At 60.3% G+C, this 17,487-nt stretch carries 15 protein-coding genes; 11 read left to right on the forward strand and 4 right to left on the reverse strand.

The genetic code is table 11. The features are described from left to right. Positions 1–25: 25 nt before the first annotated feature. Positions 26–745 (reverse strand): autoinducer binding domain-containing protein, encoded by a 720-nt coding sequence (locus tag AC6I6U_RS10440; protein ID WP_497881869.1) that lies wholly within the window; start codon positions 743–745, stop codon positions 26–28. Between the two features lie 103 nt (positions 746–848). On the opposite strand from AC6I6U_RS10440, the gene AC6I6U_RS10445 reads away from it, so the two are divergent. Next, positions 849–1,796: a PDR/VanB family oxidoreductase gene (locus AC6I6U_RS10445; protein WP_497881870.1), complete on the forward strand. Its 948-nt coding sequence runs from the start codon at positions 849–851 to the stop codon at positions 1,794–1,796. Positions 1,797–1,859: 63 nt separating this feature from the next. Here AC6I6U_RS10445 and dapC read toward each other — a convergent pair whose 3' ends face one another. From dapC to map, 3 genes are read right to left on the reverse strand one after another with little or no spacing between them, the layout of a single operon-like run. Then, positions 1,860–3,062, reverse strand: coding sequence for a succinyldiaminopimelate transaminase (gene dapC, locus AC6I6U_RS10450; protein ID WP_497881871.1), 1,203 nt, complete (start codon positions 3,060–3,062; stop codon positions 1,860–1,862). A gap of 41 nt (positions 3,063–3,103) precedes the next feature. Continuing rightward, entirely contained in the window at positions 3,104–5,806 is a 2,703-nt protein-coding gene (locus AC6I6U_RS10455; RefSeq protein WP_497881872.1) for a [protein-PII] uridylyltransferase, read from the reverse strand. Positions 5,807–5,827: 21 nt separating this feature from the next. Beyond that, the gene (gene map, locus AC6I6U_RS10460; RefSeq protein WP_497881873.1) at positions 5,828–6,610 is read right to left on the reverse strand and encodes a type I methionyl aminopeptidase; all 783 of its coding nucleotides are present in this window, start codon (positions 6,608–6,610) and stop codon (positions 5,828–5,830) included. A gap of 396 nt (positions 6,611–7,006) precedes the next feature. On the opposite strand from map, the gene rpsB reads away from it, so the two are divergent. The 10 genes from rpsB to AC6I6U_RS10510 all read left to right on the forward strand — a co-directional run bounded on the left by rpsB (position 7,007) and on the right by AC6I6U_RS10510 (position 17,487). Beyond that, on the forward strand, positions 7,007–7,741 hold the full coding sequence (gene rpsB, locus AC6I6U_RS10465) for a 30S ribosomal protein S2 (protein WP_497881874.1): 735 nt from the start codon (positions 7,007–7,009) through the stop codon (positions 7,739–7,741). A gap of 192 nt (positions 7,742–7,933) precedes the next feature. Further along, on the forward strand, positions 7,934–8,797 hold the full coding sequence (gene tsf / locus AC6I6U_RS10470) for a translation elongation factor Ts (RefSeq protein ID WP_497881875.1): 864 nt from the start codon (positions 7,934–7,936) through the stop codon (positions 8,795–8,797). 201 nt (positions 8,798–8,998) lie between these two features. Continuing rightward, positions 8,999–9,742: a UMP kinase gene (gene pyrH, locus AC6I6U_RS10475; RefSeq protein WP_017906274.1), complete on the forward strand. Its 744-nt coding sequence runs from the start codon at positions 8,999–9,001 to the stop codon at positions 9,740–9,742. Beyond that, complete coding sequence (gene frr / locus AC6I6U_RS10480) at positions 9,739–10,296, forward strand: ribosome recycling factor (protein ID WP_186682124.1); 558 nt, start codon at positions 9,739–9,741, stop codon at positions 10,294–10,296. The genes pyrH and frr overlap by 4 nt, the downstream gene beginning before the upstream one ends. 17 nt (positions 10,297–10,313) lie before the next feature. Next, on the forward strand, positions 10,314–11,069 hold the full coding sequence (uppS, locus tag AC6I6U_RS10485) for a polyprenyl diphosphate synthase (protein ID WP_497881876.1): 756 nt from the start codon (positions 10,314–10,316) through the stop codon (positions 11,067–11,069). Next, positions 11,069–11,881 carry a phosphatidate cytidylyltransferase gene (locus tag AC6I6U_RS10490; protein ID WP_497881877.1) on the forward strand — a complete coding sequence of 271 codons (813 nt, stop codon included), beginning with the start codon at positions 11,069–11,071 and terminating at the stop codon, positions 11,879–11,881. The genes uppS and AC6I6U_RS10490 overlap by 1 nt, the downstream gene beginning before the upstream one ends. Continuing rightward, positions 11,878–13,068 carry a 1-deoxy-D-xylulose-5-phosphate reductoisomerase gene (ispC, locus tag AC6I6U_RS10495; RefSeq protein ID WP_497881878.1) on the forward strand — a complete coding sequence of 397 codons (1,191 nt, stop codon included), beginning with the start codon at positions 11,878–11,880 and terminating at the stop codon, positions 13,066–13,068. The genes AC6I6U_RS10490 and ispC overlap by 4 nt, the downstream gene beginning before the upstream one ends. Before the next feature lie 54 nt (positions 13,069–13,122). Next, positions 13,123–14,475: a sigma E protease regulator RseP gene (gene rseP / locus AC6I6U_RS10500; RefSeq protein WP_497881879.1), complete on the forward strand. Its 1,353-nt coding sequence runs from the start codon at positions 13,123–13,125 to the stop codon at positions 14,473–14,475. 75 nt (positions 14,476–14,550) lie between these two features. Then, positions 14,551–16,938, forward strand: a complete 2,388-nt coding sequence (gene bamA, locus AC6I6U_RS10505) for an outer membrane protein assembly factor BamA (RefSeq protein WP_497881880.1) — start codon at positions 14,551–14,553, stop codon at positions 16,936–16,938. Between the two features lie 45 nt (positions 16,939–16,983). Beyond that, positions 16,984–17,487, forward strand: coding sequence for an OmpH/Skp family outer membrane protein (locus AC6I6U_RS10510; protein WP_497881881.1), 504 nt, complete (start codon positions 16,984–16,986; stop codon positions 17,485–17,487).

A 17,487-nucleotide genomic window follows, 5' to 3' on the forward strand; every position in this document is an offset into this window, starting at 1 on the left:
GTCACCGCCCGATCAGGACATTGCCCTAGGGCGTCATGAGATCCAGTTGTATGGCTCTTGCCACGGCGAGTCTCCTGGAGCCGACGTTCAACTTGCGTCGGATGTTCTTGAAGTGAAACTCGACAGTGGGCTCCGACAGACTGAGGATCTTGCCAATTTCCCAAGTGGTCTTTTCGGCCCAGGCCCAATGCAGGATTTCCAGTTCGCGGGGAGTAAGTTGAGGGGGAGTGGAGCTTGAACCCTGGAGAAAATGCTGACTGCTACTGGTCACCGCATAGTCACGAAGCATGGTGGCCGCGCCGATGCTGCATTTGAGTCTCTGTCGGTATTCGGCTTCCGGCATCGAGTCGCAACTCAGGCTGAGCATGCCGACCTGGCCCTGGGGGCCGTGTATGGGCAGGGTCATGCCATGGCTGAGGCCGGCACTCCTGGCTTCTTCGGCAAACTCCTTCTGTTTTTTCGTCTTGTAGAGCCTGTCTTCCCAGAGGATGGGCAGTGAGGAGGAAAAGCTGTGGCGGACGGTAGGATCGAGACAGGAATAGTTCTCGTTATCGTAACGACTGCGCCAGTCGACTGGGAAGTTACTTATGATTTCCGCGGCGTCGTTCTGTGCTTCCTTGTTGGGCTTCAGGGCGTACAGCAGTTGGCTGTATCCGAGTTTCCCGACAGAAACAGTGAGCGACTGAAACCAGGTTCGGGCATCCATTGCATTTAACAGCTCTATACATTCATCCATGAGTAACATCGAAAAATCCGCTCTCGGCTAATTATTGTTTTACCAGAAACAGGGCGCTCTCCAGATCCGCGGCGAGCGGCCCTATTGCCAGATATATACAAGGAAAGTAGATATGAGCGCCAGCCTACAGACCGTCCGTGTCAGAAGCATTACCCGGGAAACCCCCAGTATCCTGTCCATAGACCTGGCACCGGTTGGGGCACAACCTTTGCCAGCGTTCGAGGCTGGAGCGCATATCGATCTGCACCTGCCCAATGGGCTCGTGCGCAGCTATTCGCTGATGAGTTCGCCGTCGGACCTGAGCCACTATCGTCTAGGGGTACTCCACGATCGCCGAAGCCGCGGCGGTTCGGCCTTTATCCACAAGCATCTGAGGGTGGGTGGGTTGCTCAAGGCGTCGGCACCACGCAACAACTTTCCAGTCCGTCGTGCGGAACAGGCTGTTTTTATTGCTGGCGGCATTGGCATAACGCCACTCTTGAGCATGGCCAGGCATTTGTCGGGCACGGGGGCGGCTGTCGAATTGCTGTATTGCGCGCGCTCCGAGACGGAGGTGGCGTTTCGTGAGGAACTCGCCGGCTTGCCAGGGGCGGTGACCTATCATTTCGATGATCAGCACGGTGGCGCACCTGATCTGAAAGCCCTGCTGGGGGACTATCCTCGCGATACGCATTTCTACTGTTGCGGTCCTGCACCAATGCTGGAGGCTTTCGACCAGGCCTGTGCCGTGCTGGGTATCGAGCACCGCCACACCGAGCGCTTCTGCGGCGTCGGGCCGAGCGAGAATGAGGGGGGCGGATTCGAGGTTGTGCTCTCGCGCTCCGGCAAGCAGCTCTACCATGATGGCAAGGGTAGCCTGCTGGATACCCTGATCGCTTCGGGGCAGAACCTCTCCTACAGCTGCCGGGAAGGCGTGTGCGGGGCTTGTGAGACGGTGGTTCTGGAAGGCACGCCCGAGCACCGCGACTTTGTCCTGAGTGCGTCCGAGCGTGCCTCGGGGAAAACCATGATGCTCTGTGTTTCCGGGTGCAAATCCGGTCGGCTGGTGCTGGATATCTGAGGCGCTCCTCGCCGAACCGGGAGCCCTGGCGGTAGCGAGTACTGCCGCCAGGGCCTGGTGAGGTTACGGCTTGCGACGCTCGATGAATGCGCGAATCCGCTGCGCTGCCTCGACGCACTCGGCCAGCGGTGCAACCAGGGCCATGCGTACCCGGCCGGCGCCCGGATTGACGCCATCCACCTCGCGAGACAGGTAGGAGCCCGGCACGACGGTCACGTGCTCCTCGGCAAACAGGTCGCGGCAGAACTCGGCGTCGTCACCCGCGACATTCGGCCAGAGGTAGAAGCTGCCATCCGGCCGCTGCACATCCAGCACCGGTGCGAGGATCTCCAATACCGCGTCGAACTTCTCCCGGTACAGCGCCCGGTTGGCCCGTACATGGACTTCGTCGTTCCAGGCGGCAACGCTGGCCAGTTGGGTCTGCACGGGCATCGCACAGCCGTGGTAGGTGCGGTACAGCAGGAAGGCCTTGAGAATCTCGGCATCACCGGCGACGAAGCCGGAGCGCAGGCCTGGCAGGTTTGAGCGCTTGGACAGGCTGTGGAACACCACGCAACGCTTGAAGTCCTTGCGGCCCAGGGCCACGCAGGCGTTGAGCAGGCCCGGTGGCGGGGTCTGTTCGTCGAAATATAGCTCGCTGTAGCACTCGTCGGCAGCGATCACGAAATCATGCTCGTCGGCCAGGGCGATCAGTTTTTCCAGGGTCGCCTGGGGAATCAGCGCACCGGTCGGGTTGCCAGGCGAGCAGAGGAACAGGATCTGGCAGCGCTGCCAGATTTCCGTGGGTACGGCGTCAAAGTCCGGATTGAACCCGTTGTCGGTCAGGCACGGCAGATAATGCGGCTTGGCCCCGGCGAGGAACGCAGCGCCTTCGTAGATCTGGTAGAAGGGGTTGGGGCTGACCACCAGTGCGTCTTCACCGCGGTTGACCACGGTCTGGGTGAAGGCGAACAGAGCCTCGCGGGTACCGTTGACCGGCAGCACGTTGCGCGCCGGGTCGATCCAGCCGCTGGGGACGTTGAAGCGGCGTTCGCACCAGGCACCGATCGCTTCGCGCAGGGCCGGGATGCCCAGGGTGGTCGGGTACACCGCCATCTGGTCGAGATTGGCAGCCAGGGCTTCGGCGACGAAGCTTGGCGAGCGATGCTTGGGCTCACCGATGGACAGGGCGATCGGACGCTTGTCCGCAGTGGGCTGGACACTGCCGAGCAGGGCGCGCAATTTCTCGAACGGATAGGGTTGCAGCTGGTTCAACGCGTTGTTCATCGGGTACGGCTCTCAATCAAAATCAGGTTCATGGCCCGCTGCTAGATGCTCAGGCGGGTCAGCTCGATAGTCGGTTCGGAATTGACGCTCAATTGCTCGACGATGGCGTCCTGCAGGCGGCTGCACAGCTGCGGATCGGACAGCTGTTGATTCTGCGCGTCGGTAATGAAGAACACGTCCTCCACCCGCTCGCCCAGGGTGGCGATCTTCGCGTTTTGCAGCGACAGGTCGAACTCCAGGAAGATCTTTCCAATCCGCGCCAGCAGGCCAGGGCGGTCCGGCGCGCTCAGTTCGAGCACGGTCACCGGGCGCTGGGCATCGTTGTGGATGGTCACCTGCGGGGCAAAGGCGAAGTGCTTGAGCTGGCGTGGTACCCGGCGCTGGATGATGGTCGGGTAGTCGTCGGGGTTGCGCAGGGCTTCGGCCAGGCCTTCGCGGATCTGCTTGACCCGCTTGGGGTTGTCGCCGATCGAGCCGCCGTCGGTATCCAGCACGATGTAGGTGTCGAGGGTGAACTGGCTGCTGGAGGTAATGATCCGGGCGTCGTGGATGTTCAGGTTGAGCTGGTCCATTGCGGCCACGGTCACGGCGAAGAAGTCGTGCTGGTCCGGGGCGTAGATGAAGATCTGCGTGCCGCCCTCGAACTCGCGCTGGGTGGTTTCCTTGATCAGCACCAGAGGGCCGCCATCGGCCGGCTGCTGCAGGATCGCTTCGCTGTGCCAGGCGACGTCGCCGGCGGTGTGGCGCAGGAAGTAGTCGTCGCCCAGTTGCGACCAGAGCTGCTCGACATCGTCAGGGTCGGTGCCGTTGCGCACGAGGATGTCCAGGGCGGCACTCTGGGTCTGGCGAATCTGCTCCTCGCGGTCCACCGGATTCTCCAGGCCGCGGCGCAGTGCACGCTTGGTCTCGGTGTAGAGCTGGCGCAGCAGGCTGGCACGCCAGGAGTTCCAGAGCGTCGGGTTGGTCGCGTTGATATCGGCCACGGTCAGGACGTAGAGGTAGTCCAGGTAGACGTTGTCGCCGACGATCTGTGCGAAATCGTGGATTACCTGTGGGTCGGACAGGTCCTTGCGCTGGGCGGTGGTCGACATCACCAGGTGGTTCTGCACCAGCCAGACGATCAGCCGGCTGTCCCAGGCCGGCAATTGGTGGCGCCTGCAGAAGGCTTCGGCGTCGACCGCACCGAGCTCCGAGTGGTCGCCGTGGCGACCCTTGCCAATGTCATGGTATAGCCCGGCCATGTAGATCAGTTCCGGCTTGGGCAGCTTCGCCATGAGTTTGGCGGCCAGCGGGAATTTCTCGGAAACCTGGGTGTACTGCAGTTTGCGCAGGTGCTTGATCAGGTTGAGGGTGTGTGCGTCGACGGTATAGATATGGAACAGGTCGTGTTGCATCTGTCCTACGATATCGCCGAACTCCGGCAGGTAGCGACCGAGGATGCCGTAGCGGTTCATCCGGCGCAGGTTGCGGTGGATGCCGATTTTGCACTTGAACAGCTCGATGAACAGGCTGGTGTTGCGGATGTCGTTGCGGAAATCGTCGTCGATCAGGTAGCGGTGTTCGCGCAGCAGGCGGATGGTGTCGGCGCGTACGCCCTTGATTTCCGGCTGCTGGGCCATCAGTACGAAAACTTCCAGCATCGCGAACGGAGTGCGCTTGAAGACGTTCGGGTTGCTCGCCTCGATGTAGCCGTCGTGCAGTTGGAAGCGCGAATTCAGTGGCTGCGGAGGTGTGTCGGCCTCGGGGGCCAGGATGACCTCCGCGAAGTGCTGGATGATCAGCTCGCTGAGTTGCGCGATGCTCATGACCACCCGGTAGTACTGCTGCATGAAATTTTCGACGGCCTGCTTGGCATCGTCACCCTGGAATCCCAGCAGCCCGGCGATGCTGCGCTGGTGGTCGAACAGCAGGCGGTCTTCTGCGCGTCCGGCGAGCATGTGCAGCGCGTAGCGGACCTTCCAGAGAAACTCCTGGGAAGAGGCCAGCAACACGTTTTCGCTTTCCACCAGGAAGCCTTCGCCGGCCAGCGCCCGCAGGTTCAGGGTGCCGTACTGGCGACGGGCGACCCAGAGAATCGTCTGGATATCCCGCAGGCCTCCGGGTGAGCCTTTGACATTGGGTTCCAGGTTGTATTCGGTATCGTTGTACTTGTGGTGCCGGGCCTTCTGTTCGGCGTGCTTGGCCAGGAAGAAGTCCTTGCTCGGCCACATGTGCGCGGTGCTGGTGACGTCCAGCATGCGCGTGCGCAGGTGCTCCGGGCCGGCGATGGTGCGGCTTTCCATCAGGTTGGTGATGACCGTCAGGTCGGCGCGGGCCTCTTCGGCGCATTCCTCCACCGAGCGAACACTCTGGCCGACTTCCAGGCCGATGTCCCACAGAAGGGTCAGAAAACGTTCGATGGAGTCGCGAAAGATCTCATGGTCGGCGCTGTCCAGCAGAATCAGCAGGTCGATGTCCGAGTAGGGATGCAGTTCGCCGCGACCGTAGCCGCCGACCGCCACCAGGGCAATATCGGCGTCTTCGCTCCAGGCGAACTGGTCCCAGGCCTGTTGCAGGATATTGTCGACGAACCAGGCGCGGTCCTCGATCAGCCGACGGATGTCGCGCCCCTCGCGAAAGCGGGCGTCGAGTACCTCATGGGCCTGGCGGATGACTTTCTTGAATGCCGCTATGGGGCTGGCCTTCAGTGCCAGCTCCGCCTGGAACTGGCCACGGTCGAAAAGTTCGGGGTCCACCTGCGGCATCGGTCGGGTTTCCTTTGTGGGTCAGGCGGAGGTGCGCGGGATGGTGTCGTCGCTGCGCAGGGTAAAGATCTCATAGCCGGTTTCGGTCACCAGCAGGGTGTGTTCCCACTGGGCCGAGAGCTTGCGGTCCTTGGTGATCGCGGTCCAGCCGTCGCCCAGCACCTTGGTGTCGGCCTTGCCCTGGTTGATCATCGGCTCGATGGTGAAGGTCATGCCGGCCTTCAGTTCCATGCCGGTGCCGGCGCGGCCGTAGTGCAGGATCTGCGGCTCCTCGTGGAACACCTTGCCGATGCCATGGCCGCAGAATTCACGTACCACGGAAAAACCGTTCTTTTCCGCGTGCTTCTGGATGACTTCGCCGATATCGCCCAGACGGCAGCCTGGCTTGACGATCTCGATCGCCTTGTACATGCATTCCTGGGTCACCTGGGACAGGCGCTCGGCCCAGACCGGTACGTTGCCGACGTGGAACATCTTGCTGGTGTCGCCGTGGTAGCCGTCCTTGATCACCGTGACGTCGATGTTCAGGGTATCGCCGTCCTTGAGCGGCTTGTCGCCCGGGATGCCGTGGCAGACCACGTGGTTGATCGAGGTGCAGATCGACTTGGGGAAGCCCTTGTAGTTGAGCGGGGCGGGAATGGCCTGCTGCACGTTGACGATATAATCGTGGCAGATGCGGTCCAGTTCCTCGGTGGTGACGCCGGGCTTGACGTGCTCACCGATCATTTCCAGTACATCGGCGGCCAGTTTCCCGGCGATACGCATTTTTGCGATGTCCTCGGGAGTCTTGAGGGTGACGGTCATACGGGCTCTCTATTGCGCTCAGGCGCAGGTAAACACGGAAAAAGGTCGACGGCGGCAACATCCGCTAACGGAGCATTGCGTGCCGGAACCCTGAAAAATGCGATTCTAACAGACGGACGGAGCAAATCATGACGTCCGGGCATCGCTTCTCTCTATTAAGGATGGGGCATTCTGGCGCGAATCCAAGGGCTGCGCAAAAGCCGCAGGCGGGATATGTGAATCCGGGTTCCGTTTTCAGCGTCCTTGTGGTATAAAATGCGCCGCTTTCCGGGGATGCCCCGAAAAGCCTAAATCCACACACGTGTCGACACGATGACCTGGGTGCCTTCGGCTTGATGCCGATCGGTTGGTCATTGGGATACGTGGAGGCCAAACCCGACTTATCAAGGAACTATCATGTCCCAAGTCAACATGCGCGATATGCTGAAGGCCGGTGTGCACTTCGGTCACCAAACCCGTTACTGGAATCCGAAAATGGGCAAGTACATTTTCGGCGCGCGCAACAAGATCCACATCATCAACCTTGAAAAAACCCTGCCTATGTTCAACGACGCTCTGTCGTTCGTAGAGCGCCTGGCCCAGGGCAAAAACAAGATTCTGTTCGTCGGCACCAAGCGTTCCGCTGGCAAGATCGTTGCTGAAGAAGCAGTACGTTGCGGCTCGCCGTACGTCGATCACCGCTGGTTGGGCGGCATGCTGACCAACTTCAAGACCATCCGCGCTTCGATCAAGCGTCTGCGTGATCTTGAAGTTCAAGCCGAAGACGGCACCTTCGCCAAGCTGACCAAGAAAGAGGCGCTGATGCGCACTCGCGATCTGGAAAAGCTGGATCGTTCGCTGGGTGGTATCAAGGACATGGGCGGTCTGCCTGACGCACTGTTCGTCATCGACGTTGATCACGAGCGCATCGCGATCACCGAAGCCAACAAGCTGGGCATCCCGGTCATCGGCGTAGTCGATACCAACAGCAGCCCGGAAGGCGTTGACTACATCATCCCAGGCAACGATGACGCCATTCGCGCCATCCAGCTGTACATGGGTTCGATGGCTGATGCCGTTATCCGTGGCCGCAACAACGTTGCTGGCGGCACTGAAGTCTTCGTTGAAGAAGCTCAGGCTGCAGCTGAGTAATTGACGCCCTGGCGTTGACTCAGTAAGCAAAAAGGGGGCTTGGCCCCCTTTTTGCCACCTCGAAAACCGTTTGTTTGGCGCGCCACTACAGCGTCTGTAATGTGCAGCTGCTAACAAGGTAGATTCGGGAAGAATTGAACGCCCGTTCGATCGGGTGGAATGGTTGATAACCTATCCAAGAGGAATTTTGAAATGGCAGCAATTACTGCAGCGCTGGTCAAAGAACTGCGCGAGCGTACCGGCGAAGGCATGATGGATTGCAAGAAGGCCCTGGAAAAGGCCGGCGGCGACATCGAAAAAGCCATTGACGACATGCGTGCCTCGGGCGCCATCAAGGCCGCCAAGAAGGCTGGCAACGTCGCTGCTGAAGGCGCTATCGCGGTCAAGACCGACGGTAAATCCGCCGTTCTGCTGGAAGTGAACTCGCAGACCGACTTCCTGGCTCTGCAAGACGACTTCAAGAACTTCGTCAACGAAAGCCTGGAAGAAGCCTTTGCTCAGAAGCTGACCGACGCTGCTCCGCTGATCGCCTCGCGTGAAGCTGCTCGTGAAGCCCTGGTTGCCAAGTGCGGTGAAAACGTCAACATCCGTCGCCTGGCGCGCGTTGAAGGTGACGTTGTCGGTGCCTATCTGCACGGCAACAAGATCGGTGCAACCGTCGTCCTGAAAGGCGGCGACGTCGAACTGGCCAAGAACATCGCCATGCACGTTGCAGCGTCGAACCCGGAGTTCCTGCTGCCGTCGGAAGTTTCGGCCGAAGCCATCGAGCGCGAGAAAGGCGTCTTCCTGCAACTGAACGCCGACAAGATCGCTGGCAAGCCGGAAAACATCGTCGAGAACATGATCAAGGGTCGTATCTCGAAGTTCCTGGCCGAAGCCTCGTTGGTTGAGCAGGCTTTCGTCGTGAACCCGGAAGTCAAGGTTGGCGAACTGGCCAAGAAAGCCGGTGCTGAAATCGTTTCCTTCACCTACTTCAAGGTCGGCGAAGGCATCGAGAAGCCGGTTGACAACTTCGCTGAAGAAGTTGCTGCCCAGGTAGCTGCTGCCAAGCAGTAAGACGGACTCGTCTGTCGCCCCGAAGAGGCTGCCCGCTCACGCGCGCAGCCTCTTTTCAAATGGGAGGAAGGTTTCTCTTTCTCTCGTCGGAACCGGCTTACAAAGTCGTGTTCTGATGGCGCTGTAGCAGCGCCAAGCTAGAGTTAGCTCAGGCTGTAAAACAGCTGAAAGATTTTTATAACGCCGCAGGAGAGATTCGCAATGGCTCAGCAGGGCAGTGGTTATCAAGCTCGCTATAAACGCATTCTACTCAAGCTTAGCGGCGAGGCCCTGATGGGCTCGGAAGAGTTCGGGATCGATCCTAAGGTCCTGGATCGCATGGCGCTGGAAGTCGGCCAACTGGTCGGCATCGGTGTGCAGGTTGGCCTGGTGATCGGTGGTGGCAACCTGTTCCGCGGTTCCGCCTTGAGCGCTGCCGGCATGGATCGCGTTACCGGCGACCACATGGGCATGCTCGCGACCGTGATGAACGCATTGGCGATGCGCGATGCGCTGGAACGTGCGAATATCTCCGCCATCGTGATGTCGGCCATTTCCATGGTCGGCGTGACCGATCACTACGATCGCCGCAAGGCCATGCGTCACCTCAATTCCAAGGAAGTGGTGATTTTCGCGGCCGGTACCGGTAATCCGTTCTTCACCACGGATTCGGCGGCTTGCCTGCGTGCGATCGAAATCGATGCCGACGTGGTGCTCAAGGCTACCAAGGTGGATGGCGTCTATACCGCAGATCCGTTCAAGGACCCGCATGCCGAGAAGTTCGATCATCTGACCTATGACGAGGTGCTGGATCGCAAGCTGGGTGTCATGGATCTGACCGCTATCTGCCTGTGCCGCGATCACAAGATGCCGTTGCGCGTATTTAACATGAACAAGCCTGGCGCCCTGCTGAATATCGTACATGGCGGCGCTGAAGGAACCCTGGTCGAGGAAGGCGTACAATGATCAACGAACTCAAGAAAGACGCTCAGGTGCGCATGCAGAAGTCCCTGGAGTCTCTGGCCCACGCATTTGGCCAAATCCGCACTGGCAAGGCCCACCCAAGCATCCTGGGCAGCGTGATGGTGCCTTACTACGGCGCCGATACACCGCTGACCGGTGTTGCCAACGTCACTGTGAAAGACAACCAGACCCTGCAGGTCGTGCCATTCGAGCGCAACATGCTCGGTGCCATCGACAAGGCCATCGGCAGTGCCGGCCTGAACCTCAATCCGACCAACCTGGGCGAGTTGCTGCTGATCAAGATGGCACCGCTGACCGAGGAAACCCGCAAGGGCTTCACCAAGCAGGCGCGTGCCGCAGCGGAAGACGCGCGGGTTGCCGTGCGCAACATCCGTCGTGATGTGCTGGGTGACCTGAAGAAGCTGGCCAAGGACAAGGAAATCAGTGAAGACGAAGAGCGTCGTGCCGGCGCCGAAATCGACAAGCTGATCAAGGAATTTGAAGCCCAGATCGCCAAGGCCACCGAAGAAAAAGAAAAGGACCTGATGGCCGTATAAGGGTCAGGACGCCTTCAATGGAAAAAACCAAGCAGGCTGTGTCATCCACGGTGCCGCGCCACGTGGCGATCATCATGGATGGCAACAATCGCTGGGCCAAGAAGCGTTTCTTGCCCGGCGTCGCCGGCCACAAGGCCGGTGTAGATGCGGTGCGGGCGGTAATCGAGGTGTGTGCCGAGGCCAAGGTCGAGGTGCTCACCCTGTTCGCCTTCTCCAGTGAGAACTGGCAGCGTCCCGCCGAGGAAGTCAGTGCCTTGATGGACCTGTTCTTCAAGGCGCTGCGCCGCGAAGCCAAGCGTCTCAATGACAACAACATCAGCCTGCGGATCATCGGCGACCGCTCGCGCTTCCACCCTGAGCTCCAGGCGGCGATGCGCGAGGCGGAAGCTGCGACGGCGGGTAGCAATCGCTTTATCCTGCAGATCGCGGCCAACTACGGTGGACAGTGGGACATCGCCCAGGCGGCCCAGCGCCTTGCCCGTGAAGTGCAGGCTGGCCATCTGCGTCCGGATGACATCACCCCGGATCTGCTGCAGACCTGCCTGGCAACCGGTGACCTGCCGTTGCCGGACCTGTGCATTCGCACCGGCGGTGAGCATCGGATCAGCAACTTCCTGTTGTGGCAGCTGGCGTATGCCGAGCTGTATTTCTCCGACCTGTTCTGGCCGGACTTCAAACACGATGCCATGCGCAATGCGCTGGCTGATTTCGCTTCCCGCCAGCGTCGCTTCGGTAAAACGAGCGAGCAGGTCGAGGCTGGAGCCCGGGTTTAATGCTCAAGCAACGCATCATCACGGCACTTATCCTGCTGCCTATCGCCTTGTGCGGTTTTTTCCTGCTCTCCGGTTCCGGTTTCGCGCTGTTCATCGGCGTGGTGGTGACCCTGGGTGCCTGGGAATGGGCGCGGCTGGCAGGTTTCGAAGCGCAGCCGGCCCGAGTGGCGTATGCCGCGCTGGTCGCGGTGCTGCTGTTCTTCATGTACATCCTGCCGAACCTGGCTCCCTGGGTGTTGGGGGCGTCGGTGTTGTGGTGGGGGCTGGCAACCTACCTGGTGCTGACTTATCCGCAGTCCAGCGCCCAGTGGTCGAGCGCGGCAAGCAAGCTGGTGATCGGTTTCCTGATTCTGTTGCCGGCCTGGCAAGGCCTGATCGAGATCAAGCAGCATGCGTCCGGCCAGGGTAACTGGCTGATCATGGCGGTGATGATTCTGGTATGGGGTGCCGACATTGGCGCCTATTTCTCCGGCAAGGCCTTCGGCAAGCGCAAGCTGGCTCCGGCGGTAAGCCCGGGCAAAAGCTGGGAGGGCGTCTATGGCGGCCTGTCGCTTAGCCTGGCGATCACCGCGGTATTCGGCCTGGTTTCTGGCTGGGGCGTCGGTCAGATCATTGCGAGCCTGATGGGCGCGGCGATCATCGTTTTCGTTTCGGTCGTCGGTGACCTGACCGAAAGCATGTTCAAGCGCCAGTCCGGTATCAAGGACAGCAGCAACCTGCTGCCTGGTCATGGTGGCGTGCTCGATCGTATCGACAGCCTGACCGCTGCGATTCCGATGTTTGCGGTGCTGCTGTGGATTGCCGCATCGTGAGCCGGCCACAACAGATCACCGTCCTGGGGGCTACCGGCTCGATCGGCTTGAGCACCCTGGATGTGATTGCCCGGCATCCGGAGCGTTACCAGGCGTTCGCCTTGAGCGGTTTCAGTCGCCTGGCTGAACTGCTTGCCCTGTGTGTCCGTCATCGTCCGCGTTTTGCCGTGGTGCCGGATGCGGTCGCTGCCGGTAGCCTGGGCGAGGGGTTGCGCGCTGCCGGGCTGCCGACCGAGGTGTTGGTGGGTGAGGAGGGGTTGTGCCAGGTTGCCTCCCATTCCGAAGTCGACGCGGTCATGGCGGCGATCGTCGGTGCCGCCGGGTTGCGTCCCACCCTGGCGGCGGTCGAGGTGGGCAAGAAGATCCTGCTGGCGAACAAGGAAGCGCTGGTGATGACTGGCGCGCTGTTCATGCAGGCGGTACGCAAGAGCGGTTCGGTGCTGTTGCCGATCGACAGCGAACATAATGCGATTTTCCAGTGTCTGCCGGGTGACTTCGCTCGTGGCCTGGGCTCTGTGGGTGTGCGGCGAATCCTGCTGACCGCTTCCGGTGGCCCGTTCCGGCAGACGCCCCTGGCCGAGCTTGAGCATGTCACGCCGGACCAGGCCTGCGCGCACCCGAACTGGTCGATGGGGCGCAAGATTTCCGTCGATTCGGCGAGCATGATGAACAAGGGCCTGGAACTGATCGAGGCCTGCTGGTTGTTCGATGCGCGGCCCGATCAGGTCGAGGTGGTGATTCATCCGCAGAGTGTGATTCACTCCCTGGTCGATTATGTCGACGGTTCGGTGCTTGCCCAGTTGGGCAATCCCGATATGCGTACGCCGATCGCCAATGCCCTGGCCTGGCCGGAGCGCATTGATTCCGGTGTTGCGCCCCTGGACCTGTTTTCCGTGGCTCGCCTGGACTTCCAGGCTCCGGACGAACAGCGTTTTCCTTGCCTGCGCCTGGCGCGGGCGGCAGCGGAGGCGGGCGGTAGTGCGCCGGCGATGCTGAATGCGGCAAACGAGGTGGCGGTCGCGGCGTTTCTCGAGCGGCGCATCCGTTACCCGGAAATCGCGAGTATCATCGAGCAAGTGTTGAATCTGGAACCTGTTGTTGCGGTCGATGAACTCGACGCGGTATTCGCAGCAGATGCCAAGGCACGGGCATTGACCGAACAGTGGTTGAGTCGCAACGGACGCTGAGTCTGGCTTGGCGTTCGAGCGATGCGGCACTTGATAGGATTGCGGAGAAAGTAGATGAGCGCACTCTATATGGTTGTCGGCACCCTGGTGGCATTGGGGGTGTTGGTCACTTTCCATGAATTCGGTCACTTCTGGGTGGCGCGTCGTTGCGGCGTCAAGGTGCTGCGTTTTTCCGTGGGCTTCGGCACGCCACTGTTGCGCTGGCATGATCGTCAGGGCACCGAGTTCGTGGTGGCGGCCATTCCGCTGGGCGGCTACGTCAAGATGCTCGACGAGCGCGAGGCACCTGTCGCGCCGCACGAGTTGGAGCAGGCATTCAATCGCAAGTCGGTGCGCCAGCGTATTGCTATCGTTGCTGCCGGTCCGATCGCCAACTTCCTGCTGGCCATCAGTTTCTTCTGGGTGCTGGCAATGCTCGGCAGCCAGCAGGTTCGTCCGGTCATCGGTGCTGTCGAAAGTGGCAGTATCGCTGCCAAGGCCGGCTTGGCCTCGGGTCAGGAAATTGTTTCGATAGATGGCGAACCGACCGCCGGCTGGTCCGCGGTAAACCTGCAGCTCGTCCGTCGCCTGGGCGAGAGCGGTACCCTGCGCTTGCAGGTGCGCGAGGCGGGCTCCAGTGTCGATTCGCCGCGTGAGCTGGTGCTGGATCGCTGGTTGCAGGGGGCCGACGAGCCCGATCCGATCAAGTCCCTGGGGATTCGCCCTTGGCGCCCATCCGTGCCGCCGTTGCTGGCCGAGCTCGATCCAAAGGGTCCGGCCCAGGCCGCAGGTCTGAAAACCGGTGATCGGCTGTTGTCGCTCAATGGCGAGGTGGTGGCTGACTGGCAGCAGGTGGTGGATTGGGTGCGTGTGCGGCCTGATACCAAAATTGTGCTGCAAGTCGAGCGCGATGGTGCTCAAATCGATGTTCCGGTGAGCCTGGCATCCCGTGGTGATGGCAAGTCCGCCACCGGCTACCTGGGGGCGGGCGTCAAGCCAGTGGATTGGCCGCCGCAGATGCTCCGCGAAGTCAGCTACGGGCCTGTCGCAGCGATCGGCGAGGGGGCCAGGCGTACGTGGACCATGAGTGTCCTGACCCTGGATTCCTTGAAGAAAATGTTGTTCGGCGAGCTCTCGGTAAAAAACTTGAGCGGACCGATAACCATTGCTAAAGTGGCGGGCGCTTCAGCCCAGTCGGGCGTCGCTGATTTCCTGAATTTCCTGGCTTATCTGAGCATCAGCCTGGGTGTTCTGAATCTGCTGCCCATCCCGGTACTGGATGGGGGGCATTTGCTGTTTTATCTGATCGAGTGGGCACGTGGTCGCCCCTTGTCGGAACGAGTACAAGGTTGGGGGGTACAGATCGGTATCAGTTTGGTGGTCGGGGTCATGCTGCTTGCCCTGGTCAACGATCTGGGTCGACTGTAACGCGTCGCTAAAATTGCGAATCTGCCGCATTTTGCGGCAGTTTGTTTATTGCCAGTTGGAATAAGAAAGGACTTCATGAAACGTCTGCTGCTAACTGCGGTTCTCACCGTATTGATGATCGCCGAAGTTCACGCCGAGTCCTTCACTATCTCCGATATCCGTGTCAACGGCCTCCAGCGGGTATCCGCCGGTAGCGTGTTCGGTGCGTTACCGTTGAACGTCGGGGATCAAGCTGATGACCGTCGCCTGGTGGAGTCCACCCGTGCGTTGTTCAAAACCGGTTTCTTCCAGGATATCCAGCTGGGCCGCGACGGTAACGTCCTGGTCATCTCGGTCGTCGAGCGGCCGTCGGTGGCGAGTATCGATATCGAAGGCAACAAGGCCATTTCGACTGACGACCTGATGAAAGGTCTGAAGCAGTCCGGCCTGGCCGAAGGCGAAATCTTCCAGCGTGCGACCCTCGAAGGCGTGCGTAACGAACTGCAACGCCAGTATGTTGCCCAGGGCCGCTATTCGGCCGAGGTCGAGACCGAGGTCGTGCCGCAGCCACGTAACCGCGTCGGCCTGAAGATCAAGATCAACGAAGGTACTGTCGCCGCCATCCAGCACATCAACGTGGTGGGTAACACGGTATTCGCGGACGACGACCTGATCGACCTGTTCGAACTCAAGACCACCAACTGGCTGTCGTTCTTCAAGAACGATGACAAGTATGCCCGTGAAAAACTGTCCGGTGACCTGGAGCGCCTGCGTTCCTACTACCTCGACCGTGGCTATATCAACATGGATATCGCCTCGACCCAGGTATCGATTACCCCGGACAAGAAAAGTGTCTATATCACGGTCAACATCACTGAAGGCCAGAAGTACAAGGTTCGTGACGTCAAGCTCAGCGGCGACCTGAAAGTGCCTGAAGACCAGGTCAAGTCCCTGCTGCTGGTCGAGCCTGGCCAGGTGTTCTCGCGCAAGCTGATGACCACCACTTCCGAGCTGATCACCCGTCGCCTGGGTAACGATGGCTATACCTTCGCCAACGTCAACGGCGTCCCGACGCCGCACGATGACGATCACACCGTAGACATCACTTTCGTGGTCGATCCGGGCAAGCGTGCCTACGTGAACCGTATCAACTTCCGTGGCAACACCAAGTCCGAGGACGAAGTGCTGCGTCGTGAAATGCGCCAGATGGAAGGCGGCTGGGCTTCGACCTACCTGATCGACCAGTCCAAGACCCGTCTGGAACGCCTGGGCTTCTTCAAGGAAGTGAACGTCGAGACGCCGGCCGTGCCGGGTGTCGATGACCAGGTCGACGTCAACTACGCCGTGGAGGAGCAAGCCTCCGGTTCGATCACCGCCAGCGTCGGTTTCGCCCAGAGTGCCGGTCTGATCCTTGGTGGTTCGATCACCCAGAACAACTTCCTCGGTACCGGTAACAAGGTCAGCATCGGCCTGACCCGCAGCGAATACCAGAGCCGCTACAACTTCGGCTATGTTGACCCCTACTGGACCGCCGATGGTGTGAGCCTGGGCTATAACGTGTTCTACCGCACCACCGACTACAAGGACCTCGATGTCGACGTAGCCAGCTATGCGGTAGACAGCCTGGGTGCCGGCGTGAGCGTGGGCTACCCGATCAGCGAGACCTCTCGCCTGACCTTCGGCCTGACCGCCCAGCAGGACAAGATCAAGACCGGCCTTTACACCGTCGACGAGATCTTCAACTTCGTCAACGACAACGGCAGCAACTACCTGAACTTCAAGGCATCGGCCGGCTGGTCGGAATCGACCCTGAACAAGGGCGTCCTGGCAACCCGTGGTCACTCCCAGAGCCTGACCCTGGAAACCACCACGCCGGGTAGCGACCTGTCGTTCTTCAAACTCGACTACCGTGGCCAGGTGTTCGCACCGCTGACCGATACCTACACCATGCGGTTCCACACCGAACTGGGTTATGGCGACGGTTATGGCTCCACTCACGGCCTGCCGTTCTACGAGAACTACTATGCGGGTGGTTTCAACTCGGTCCGTGGCTTCAAGGACAGTACCCTCGGCCCGCGTGGTACCCCGAGCCGTGGCGTGGGCGTGACCGGCAACGTTGGCACCATTGCCGACTCGGATAACGACCCGCTGCCGTTCGGTGGCAACGTGCTGATCCAGGGTGGTGCCGAGCTGATGTTCCCGCTGCCGTTCGTGAAGGACCAGCGTTCCCTGCGTACCTCGCTGTTCTGGGACGTGGGTAACGTGTTCGACTCCAAGTGCGAGCAGGTCAAGAACACCAACGGTACGCTGTCGCAGACACAGTGCAACGACGTCAGCTTCAGTAACCTGGCCAGCTCCGTGGGCGTTGGGGTGACCTGGGTCACAGCGCTGGGCCCATTGAGTTTTGCCTTGGCGATGCCGATCAAGAAACCGGACAACGCCGAAACTCAGGTATTCCAGTTCTCCCTTGGTCAGACCTTCTAAGGTTCTGCCCCCAGCTAATGACAATGGATTTTGTAGGAGTTTATCGTGCGTAAGTTGACCCAACTGGTACTGCTGGCAAGCGTCCTGGTAGCGACCCCGGCCTTTGCCGAAATGAAAATCGCAGTACTGAACTACCAGATGGCTCTGCTGGAATCTGACGCGGCGAAGAAATATGCCGTCGATGCCGAGAAGAAGTTCGGTCCGCAACTGACCAAGCTCAAGACCCTGGAAAGCAGCGCCAAGGGCATCCAGGATCGCCTGGTGGCCGGTGGCGACAAGATGCAGCAGGGCGAGCGTGAGCGGCTGGAGCTTGAATTCAAGCAAAAGGCCCGTGACTTCCAGTTCCAGTCCAAGGAGCTGAATGAAGCCAAGGCAGTCGCCGACCGTGAAATGCTCAAGCAACTGAAGCCGAAGCTGGACAGCGCGGTTGAGGAAGTCATCAAGAAGGGTGCCTTCGACCTAGTGTTCGAGCGTGGTGCTGTGATCGACGTCAAGCCTCAGTACGACATCACCCGTCAGGTGATCGAGCGTATGAACCAGCTGAAGTAA

The organism is Pseudomonas sp. UTLPPB19802 (assembly GCF_059730225.1).